At 69.8% G+C, this 4091-nt stretch carries 6 protein-coding genes; 2 read left to right on the top strand and 4 right to left on the bottom strand.

Annotated features, from left to right (window positions below; genetic code table 11):
* Window positions 1-53: 53 nt before the first annotated feature.
* Window positions 54-845 (top strand): enoyl-CoA hydratase/isomerase family protein, encoded by a 792-nt coding sequence (locus FNH04_RS42570; protein WP_152791597.1) that lies wholly within the window; start codon window positions 54-56, stop codon window positions 843-845.
* Window positions 846-993: 148 nt separating this feature from the next.
* On the opposite strand, the gene FNH04_RS42565 is transcribed toward FNH04_RS42570, so the two are convergent.
* A complete protein-coding gene (locus tag FNH04_RS42565) occupies window positions 994-1209 on the bottom strand; it encodes a DUF397 domain-containing protein (RefSeq protein ID WP_152791596.1) in 216 nt (71 codons plus the stop codon).
* On the bottom strand, window positions 1190-2044 hold the full coding sequence (locus FNH04_RS42560; protein WP_152791595.1) for a helix-turn-helix domain-containing protein: 855 nt from the start codon (window positions 2042-2044) through the stop codon (window positions 1190-1192). The genes FNH04_RS42565 and FNH04_RS42560 overlap by 20 nt, the downstream gene beginning before the upstream one ends.
* Before the next feature lie 136 nt (window positions 2045-2180).
* Here FNH04_RS42560 and FNH04_RS42555 point away from each other — a divergent pair, with 136 nt between their 5' ends.
* Complete coding sequence (locus FNH04_RS42555; protein WP_152791594.1) at window positions 2181-2672, top strand: ATP-binding protein; 492 nt, start codon at window positions 2181-2183, stop codon at window positions 2670-2672.
* Between the two features lie 203 nt (window positions 2673-2875).
* Here FNH04_RS42555 and FNH04_RS42550 read toward each other — a convergent pair whose 3' ends face one another.
* Both FNH04_RS42550 and FNH04_RS42545 read right to left on the bottom strand, forming a co-directional pair.
* Window positions 2876-3094 carry a hypothetical protein gene (locus FNH04_RS42550; protein ID WP_152791593.1) on the bottom strand — a complete coding sequence of 73 codons (219 nt, stop codon included), beginning with the start codon at window positions 3092-3094 and terminating at the stop codon, window positions 2876-2878.
* Window positions 3095-3283: 189 nt separating this feature from the next.
* Window positions 3284-4091, bottom strand: an 808-nt coding sequence (locus FNH04_RS42545; protein WP_152791592.1) for a tetratricopeptide repeat protein, incomplete at its 5' end; no start/stop codon positions are given.

Genomic DNA, 4091 nt, shown 5'->3' with positions numbered 1-4091 from the left:
GTGCGGGCGGTGTTCGACGGGGGTGGGGTGCCTCAGTGGGTACTGGAGCGGGGATGAACACGGATAGGGGTACTGGCGGTCTGCGGACGGTCGTCGACAAGGACACCGGGGTCGCCGTCCTCACGCTCGACCGCCCGGAGCGCCTGAACGCCATCGATCTGGAGACGGCCGGTCAACTGACGTCCGCCTGGCGTGAGTTCAGGCACGACGACACGGTGCGGGCCGTGGTCGTCACGGGTGCGGGTGAGCGGGCCTTCTGTACGGGGCTCGACCGGAACGCCGAGGTGCCGCAGCCGGGTTCGCCGTACATGGTGGACGATCCGCTCCTCGCGATCGGGCCGAAGGCGAACGACCTCTGGAAACCGGTCGTCGTCGCCGTCAACGGGATGGCCTGCGGTGGGGCCTTCTATCTGATCGGTGAGGCGGAGTTCGTCGTGGCGGACGAGACGGCGACGTTCTTCGATCCGCACACAACGTACGGGATGGTCAGCGCGTACGAGTCGATCTACCTCGCGCAGCGCATGCCGTTCGGGGAGGTGGCGCGGATGGCGCTGATGGGGACGGCGGAGCGGGTGTCGGCGCGGCGGGCGTACGAGGTGGGTCTGGTGTCCGAGGTGACCCCGGCCGGCGAGGCGCTCGCGGCCGCGGTGCGCTGTGCGGCCGTCATCGCCTCGTATCCGGCTGAGGCGGTGCAGGGCACGGTACGGGCGTGCTGGGCCGCGCAGGAGGCGACGCGGGCCCAGGCGCTCGCGCACGCCGCGCACCTGGTGGCGCTCGGCAATCTGCCCGCCGGGCGGCAGGCGGAACTGTTCTCCACCCGCCGCCCGGACTTCAGGACGCGCTGAGCTACTCGGCACGCACGCGGTGCTGTGGTGGCTGGACGACTCGAGCTGTCCAGCGAGATCAAGGACCTTCTCGATACGGAGCCCGGTGTCTACGTGATCCCGCAGTACGACGTGACGGTCATGACCGTGTGAGAGGCGTGTCGACCACTCAGGTCGTACGCCCCTGCTTGACCTCTGCCAGGAAGGCGGTCCAGGCCGGGGTCCGGAAGAGGAGGACGGGGCCGCCGTGGTGGGCGGTCTTGGAGTCGCGGACGGGGACGGTCCCGGGGAGGGCGGCGACCTCTACGCAGTTGCCGCCGTCGCCGTTGCTGTAGCTGCTCTTCCTCCAGCGCGCGGTGCTCAAGTCAGACTCGCTGCTTGCCATTTCGGTAGTCCTCTGCCGCTTCCTCGATCAGGGCGAGGGACGCCTCCGGTGACAGGGCGGCGGCCCTGAGCCGATCGTATGCCTTGCGGTACTGCTTCACGAGGGTCGGATCGTCGATGGTGGAGGCGCTGTACGGGGACTCCGTGTACACGAGGGGTGGGGCATCGGGGAACGCCATGACCGTGACGGTGCCCAGCATCAGGGGGTGCGCCCCGCAATTCCACGGAAGTACTTGCGGAGTGATCCGTGGCCGCCGGGCCAACTCCGCCACGCGGTCGAGCTGTTCGGCCATCTGTGCCGGAGGGATGATGGGGAGCCGCAACAGCGACTCATGGAGGATCACCCAGTACTCCGGGGTCGTCGCGTCGTCGTCGAAGAGGCGGGCCCTGGCGAGGCGGGCGTGCACCTTCTCGTCCGTCTTCTCCTGTGCTTCCAGCGGGTGCGTGGCCCTGATGACAGCGCGGACGTACGGTTCGGTCTGGAGGAGTCCGGGGAAGAGGGTGGGGCACCACTCCTCGATGCTCTCCGCCTGACGCTCCGCCTCCAGGACCCTCTCGAAGTACCTCGCGTGCCCCTTGCCGCGGGCCTTGCGGACGTCCTCGCAGCGGCGCGCGAAGAACCCGTTGGTCTTCAGGATCCGGTCGACGTGCTCCGCGAGGTCGCGGGGCATACGGCGCTCCCCGCGCTCGATCTCGCTGAGGTGGCTCAGCCCGTAGAAGCTTCCCTCCACCAACTGCTGGAGTGTGAGCCCGGCTTCCTCCCGCTGCCACCGCAGTTCCTTGCCGTAGAAGGAGGGGACGCTCTCCGAGCCGTCGATGTCCTTGCGCCGCACCATGTCCTGCCGCCGTTCCGCTGCTGCCGTACCTGGTTCCACGGTTCACGCCCGGGAGCCGAAATCCCTTTCACGGTACGCCGCCTGACGCCAGTGTGTGACGGGTTCGTCACACAGAGCACGGAAGGTGTGCCCGCACATGACCCTCGACCTGAACCCGAGCGAGCGCCAGGCTGCAGTCACAGTGCTGCTTGATCTGGACCTCGCGGCCGTCCCCGAGGCGGTGCCGGAGCTGCGGCGAACCGTGAGCCGGTGCCTGGGCGTTCCCTGCCCCGACGTCCAGCTGTGTGTCTCCGAGCTGGTCGGCAACGTGATCCGGCATGTGGGAGAGGGCACTCCTGTGCGGGTCCGAGTCTCGCGGCGGGCTGAACGGGCTGAACGGGCTGAACGGGCTGACCAGGTCGGCCGGGTCGGCCGGATTGTGGTCGAGGTGACCGACTCCGGTCCGCATGCCTTCCCCGTCGTCCTGCACGCTACGGCCGACGACGAGACCGGCCGGGGGCTCGCCCTGCTGGACGCCGTGGCGCTGCGCTGGGGCGTGGAGCAGGGAGCGGCGGGCAAGACGGTGTGGTGCGAGTGCGGGTACGAGTCGAGGGGAGGGGGTGAACAGCGCTATGGCAACCAAGGGTGATGTCCCGGATCGTCGTCGAGCCGGTCACGCGCGACGTGGTCGAGAAGGCGATCGGTCTGCTACGGGACACCGGGCTGCTCGGCCGCAAGTACGCGACCGAACGGTTCCCGCCGTACAACGGCCAGGTCCTGTTCCCGGACACGCCTCGGCCGCGGTGGCTCCCCCTCCGCGCCACCGCGGCCGATCCCCGTCGGGATGAAGGTCTACTTGCCGTCCAGGTCCAGGGCGGGAGGCGCCGGCATCGCGTTCTCCATCGTCCTGATGTCGGCGGGTTCGCTGGGCATGGCGTTCTCCATCGTCCTGATGGAGTCCGGGCCCGGCGCCGGCGGCGTGGGCATGGCGTTCTCGAGCGCGCTGACGGTCTCGTCCGTCGTGGGCTGGTCCTGCGAAGTGACGTCCTGGTCCTTCTCGTTGTCGCTCATGAGCTTGAGTTCCTCTGCAGTGGTGACGAGTGAGGAACGCCCGTCCAGAAGCTCCCCCGAGGGCTGCTGGACGGGCGTCGGAGGCGCACATCAACTGCGCTCCCGGTCACCCCGCCTGCCCCCCGACGCGACGGTGTGACTGGTATCGAGAGTGCCGGGTGGAGATAAACGAATGCTGAACGTCCGCTCTCAGGCCGCGCTGGGCGCTGAGAGCAGCGCTCGGACCTCGTCCGCCTCGGGTGCGTTGTTCTGTTCGTGGAGGCTGAGCGCGTCGCGCCAGCACGCCCTGGCCCGGTCCGCCTGGCCCAGTGCCGCGAGCGCGTGCCCCAGGAGCACCAGGACGTTGCCCCGGGTCCTGTCGCCGCCGATGCAGCCCAGAGCGAGAGCCTGCTCGGCGTGCTTGGCAGCCTGCGCCGGACGCCGGGCGGCCAGGTGCACCTCGGCGACACGGAAGTTGGTGGCCCCTTCCCAGAGCCGCTGCCTGTGGTCGCTGAAGATGCGCAGGGCGTCGGAGAACTGGCTGAGAGCCTCAGAGTGACGGTCCGCCCGGGTCAGCGCGACACCCAGGGCGAAGTGACCGTTGGCGAGGCGTACCGTCCGGCCGATCTCGCTGTGCACGGCGAGACCGCGCCGCGCGATCTCCACGGCCTTCTCGATGCTGCCCATGCCCAGGTGGGCCCGGGAGAGGTTGCCCAGAGCGGTCGCCTCGACCGGGCGGTTGCCCGCGGCCTGGCAGCCCTCGATGGCCTGCTCGAAGAAGGGCTTGCTCTCCGCGTACCGGCCCTGGTGCAGGCAGAGGAGCCCGAGGCTGTTGGCAGTCCAGCTCACGGCGGTCGCGTCCTGCACGGAGCTCGCGAGCTCCATGGCGAGCCGTGCCTGCTCCTCCGCCTGCTGGATGCGGCCGGAGACCAGCAGCACGTCGGTGAGGGTCGTGCGTGCCCGGCCCTCCGCCCGCGCGTCCCCCGCCGCCCGGGTCGCCTCGCACATCGTCCTGGCG

It is taken from the genome of Streptomyces phyllanthi (genome assembly GCF_009377205.1).
GTDB classification, from domain to species: Bacteria; Actinomycetota; Actinomycetes; order Streptomycetales; family Streptomycetaceae; genus Streptomyces; species Streptomyces phyllanthi.
The sequence above is the reverse complement of the archived record's forward strand: the minus strand, read 5'-3'. Positions and strand labels throughout refer to the sequence as shown.

Excerpts from the sequence above, each read along its gene's own strand:
- FNH04_RS42570 (WP_152791597.1), top strand. The coding sequence starts at position 54 with ATGAACACGGATAGGGGTACTGGCGGTCTGCGGACGGTCGTCGACAAG.
- FNH04_RS42565 (WP_152791596.1), bottom strand. The coding sequence starts at position 1,209 with ATGGCAAGCAGCGAGTCTGACTTGAGCACCGCGCGCTGGAGGAAGAGC.
- FNH04_RS42560 (WP_152791595.1), bottom strand. The coding sequence starts at position 2,044 with ATGGTGCGGCGCAAGGACATCGACGGCTCGGAGAGCGTCCCCTCCTTC.
- FNH04_RS42555 (WP_152791594.1), top strand. The coding sequence starts at position 2,181 with ATGACCCTCGACCTGAACCCGAGCGAGCGCCAGGCTGCAGTCACAGTG.
- FNH04_RS42550 (WP_152791593.1), bottom strand. The coding sequence starts at position 3,094 with ATGAGCGACAACGAGAAGGACCAGGACGTCACTTCGCAGGACCAGCCC.